Below are 3,449 nucleotides of genomic sequence, written 5' to 3' on the forward strand. Positions count from 1 at the left end.
GGGGGGCGGGGCGGGTGGGACTGAGGTCACAGTGGGGGTTCGGCCAAGTCGCGCAGTGCCTCCGCGATGGTCTTGATCTCGTCCATGCTCCCGGTCGCCACAGCGATCACTAGCCGCTCACCGGCGTCGATGTCCGCCCGCAACTGCCGGCCGTTCATGGCCAGGAAGATCATGCAGGACACCCAAGCCGTACGCTTGTTCCCGTCAATGAAGGGGCGGTTGATCGCCAAGGACTGGAGGAGCGCCGCCGCCTTGTCGAACAGGTCCGTGTACGCCTCCTGCCCGAACATCGAGGCCGAGGGCCGGTGCACGGCGGACTCCAGCAGCCCCACGTCCCGCACGACGACGTCCTGTTCGTCGACGGCATGCCCGGCGATGGACAGGACGTCCTCGGCGGACACGTAGACGCAGGTCACTTGAGCCGCTTCAGCAGCTCGGCCCACTTGGCGGTCTGCTCCTTCGCCGCCCTGCGGACCAGCGCCTCGTGTGCCGTCCGCGCCAGGTAGTCGTCCACGGCCCGCAGCAGTATGGCGTGCATGCTGACCCCCTCCTCTTCCGCGCGCAGCTTCAGGGCTTCCGTCTGGTCGTCACGGAGACGCAGGTTCATAGCCATACCAAAACGGTACGACCGGGTGGGGTCGAAGTGGTACCACTTACACCGAGGCCCGCAGCCGCGTCGTCACCCACGCCCCCACCATCGCCACCGCCGCCATGGGCAGGAAGACCGCGGCGAAGGCGGTGGTGCCCGTGGAGCCCAAGGCCGCGAAGGCGGCGCCCGCCGCGGCGAGGAGGACGACGTTGGAGAGGGCGTCGGAGATCTGGAGGGCGGCGGAGTTGGCGCCAGCCTCGGAGGGGGCGGAGAGCTTGAGCAGGAGAACGCTGGTGGAGGAGATCACCAGGCCCATCCCGAAGCAGCCGAACCCCCACGCGACCGCGACGGTCCACACCGGCACGGCGGGTACGAGCACGGCGGGTGCGGTGGCGATGGCGGCGGCCACCAGCACCATCCCGAAGGTCATCAGCCGCTCCCGGTACGGCTCCATCCGGTCCCGCGACTGCACCCAGGACGCCGCCGCCCACGTCAGCCCGCCCGCGGCCAGCGAGAACCCGGCGAGCGTCGGCGACAGCCCCCGCTGGGTGACGAGCATCAGCGGTACGAAGGACTCCGCCGCGATGAACGACCCCGCCGACAGTCCGCGCAGCAGCACGACGGAGGGCAGCCCGCGCGCCGCCCGGTACGTACCTCTCGGCAGCAGCCGCAGCACGGCCGGCACCAGCAGGGCGGCGCCGAGGATGCCGGGCACCAGGGAGAGCGGCCGTAGATCCTGCGCCGCGTACTGCACGAGCCCGGCGCCCAGCGAGACGGCGAGCGCCAGCCGGATGCGGCGCCGGTCGAAGGCGGGGGTACCGGCGTCGCGGTCCACGGGCCCGCCCGCCCGGCGCCGGATCTGGGGAAGGGCCAGGCCCAGCGGAAGCAGTACGAGCAGCGGGATGCCGAGGAACACCCACCGCCAGCCGAGGTGTTCCGCGACGGCACCGGAGGCGAGCGGTCCGACAATGGACGGCACGACCCACGCGGCGGCGAAGCCCGCCATGATCGCGGGCCGCAGCCGCTCGGGGTAGGCCCGGCCGACGACCACGTACACGGCGACGATCACCAGCCCGCCGCCGAATCCCTGCACCGCCCGCCCCAGGATGAACACCCACATCACCTGCGCGGTCCCGGACACCACGAGCCCGCCCGCGAACGCCCCGATCCCGGTGGCCAGCGCCGCGAGCGGCCCCCGCCGGTCCGCCCACTGCCCCGCGAGCACCATCCCGGTGAGGCTGGTGGTGAAGTACCCGGAGAACGCGAACGCGTACAGCGAAACCCCGTCCAGCTCCCGCGCCGCGACCGGCATCACGGTCCCGATGGCAGTCGCCTCGAAGGCGATCAGCAGCACAACGGACACGATCCCCACACTGAGCGCCCGATGCGCCCGCCCCAACACCCCGCCCTCGTCCTCGTGACGACCTATAGCGGCGACAACACTGTCGGAAGAATCAAGGGCGGCCATAGGGGCCAGCGTAAGGCTCGTATCCCCGATTGACCCCTGTCGGAAGCCCCACCCGCCCTACGACCTTCGCCGTAGGCCGCCACCACCTGTGAACACCACATGGCAGTCACATTGCACCCCCTCGCCCACCCTTGCCCCCCTCCCTCACCCCGCCCTACGTTCATTCCACAGCACACGGCCGTGTGCCCGAGTGGCTCAGGGACTCGCCTGCAAAGCGAGTTACGCGGGTTCGATTCCCGCCACGGCCTCCGGCATGTGACCAGGGAAAACAGAAGGGCGGCACCCCGGTGGGTGCCGCCCTTCTGGCCGCTCGTCTCAGTTCCCGTCTCAGTTCGAAGCCACACGCCGTCAGTGATGACCGGGCTGACAGTCTCAGTCGGGCAGGTTGTTCAAAGCGTCCTCACTTGTGAGTCCACCACCACCAAACGACGGCTACACAGACTGAGCCCACTTGACGAGCGGCCCCCTTCAGGGCCTCCTCGGAGGTCAGACCAGGGGCATCCCGCGAATCATGACGCTCTTGAAAGCTGTTCCGCGCTGTTGGCGCAAGGTCTACGCTGCGGCGCGTGGATGATCTGTTGAGGCAAGTCCCCATGAGTGATCAGGTGCATGAGGACGCCTACCGTGCCTGGCGTTCCTCGCTGACGACTTTGCTGGGGGTGCCTCCTTGCTGTCGTGGTGGCAGGAGCGCCGGTATCAGTTCGCTCACTGAGTTGGGGCCCTCCTGACCGAGGCGCGTGCAGACAGCTCCGTCACTACGGGCCCGGCGCCTTACGGAGTGTTCGCGTCAGGGGCAGGGCTGGGAGCATACGGGCGCCGTTGGCAGGATGAGATCCCGTGCGGTCCTGTGCTCGACGCGAAGCCCCCGACCTCCTTCGAAGTCGGGGGCATGCGCGTCCGCCCTACACTTGCGATCCGATCCCGTAGCGGGCTACGAACGCCTCAACTGTCGCCCGGTCGCGCCGCATCGCGGCCATCAGCTGGTTCTTCCGGAACCCTTCGCGGCCGGCCTCGATGACCTTCTCGTAGCCGTCGCGGGCCAGCACCAGCCGTTCTACGACCAGGAACTCGATGATGTCTTCCAGGCATGGGCGGAAGCGCTTCCCGCCTACTGGGAAGTGCAGCTGGGCCAGCGAACGGCCCGTATCGCAGCGAGGATCGTTCAGCGTCGAGAACAACTCTGACGTGGCATCAACCTGCAGGTGGGCGTCTGGATAGCCGTCTGCCTTGTCGCGCTCGTAGTCGTAGTGAAACAGGCCGTGCTTGGCATCCTGGGACGGGAAGACGCCGAAGAACGACTTGTGGACCATCAGGTGCTCACGTTCGGCGTCCAGGCGAAGCTGGAAGCTGACGTCCATCCACAGCTCGACCTTCGCTGCCCGCGGCCTAGAT

4 protein-coding genes and 1 tRNA gene are annotated in these 3,449 nt (G+C 68.7%); 1 reads left to right on the plus strand and 4 read right to left on the minus strand.

Going from position 1 to position 3,449, the window contains the following annotated elements:
* Positions 1–26: 26 nt before the first annotated feature.
* The 3 genes from GT030_RS28910 to GT030_RS28920 are packed head-to-tail and all read right to left on the minus strand — an operon-like array spanning position 27 to position 2,057.
* Positions 27–416 (minus strand): type II toxin-antitoxin system death-on-curing family toxin, encoded by a 390-nt coding sequence (locus GT030_RS28910; protein WP_161203608.1) that lies wholly within the window; start codon positions 414–416, stop codon positions 27–29.
* Positions 413–613 carry a ribbon-helix-helix protein, CopG family gene (locus GT030_RS28915; protein ID WP_161203609.1) on the minus strand — a complete coding sequence of 67 codons (201 nt, stop codon included), beginning with the start codon at positions 611–613 and terminating at the stop codon, positions 413–415. Before GT030_RS28915 ends, GT030_RS28910 begins: the two co-directional genes overlap by 4 nt.
* Before the next feature lie 40 nt (positions 614–653).
* On the minus strand, positions 654–2,057 hold the full coding sequence (locus tag GT030_RS28920; protein ID WP_161203610.1) for an MFS transporter: 1,404 nt from the start codon (positions 2,055–2,057) through the stop codon (positions 654–656).
* A 176-nt stretch (positions 2,058–2,233) separates the two neighbouring features.
* Here GT030_RS28920 and GT030_RS28925 point away from each other — a divergent pair.
* Positions 2,234–2,305 (plus strand) — tRNA-Cys (locus GT030_RS28925).
* Positions 2,306–2,959: 654 nt separating this feature from the next.
* Here the strand turns inward: GT030_RS28925 and GT030_RS28930 are convergent.
* On the minus strand, positions 2,960–3,449 hold a 490-nt coding region (locus GT030_RS28930; RefSeq protein ID WP_161203611.1), incomplete at its 5' end, for a hypothetical protein.

It is taken from the genome of Streptomyces sp. SID1328 (genome assembly GCF_009865595.1).
Classification (GTDB): Bacteria; Actinomycetota; Actinomycetes; order Streptomycetales; family Streptomycetaceae; genus Streptomyces; species Streptomyces griseoluteus.

Excerpts from the sequence above, each read along its gene's own strand:
- GT030_RS28915 (WP_161203609.1), bottom strand. The coding sequence starts at position 613 with ATGGCTATGAACCTGCGTCTCCGTGACGACCAGACGGAAGCCCTGAAG.
- GT030_RS28920 (WP_161203610.1), bottom strand. The coding sequence starts at position 2,057 with ATGGCCGCCCTTGATTCTTCCGACAGTGTTGTCGCCGCTATAGGTCGT.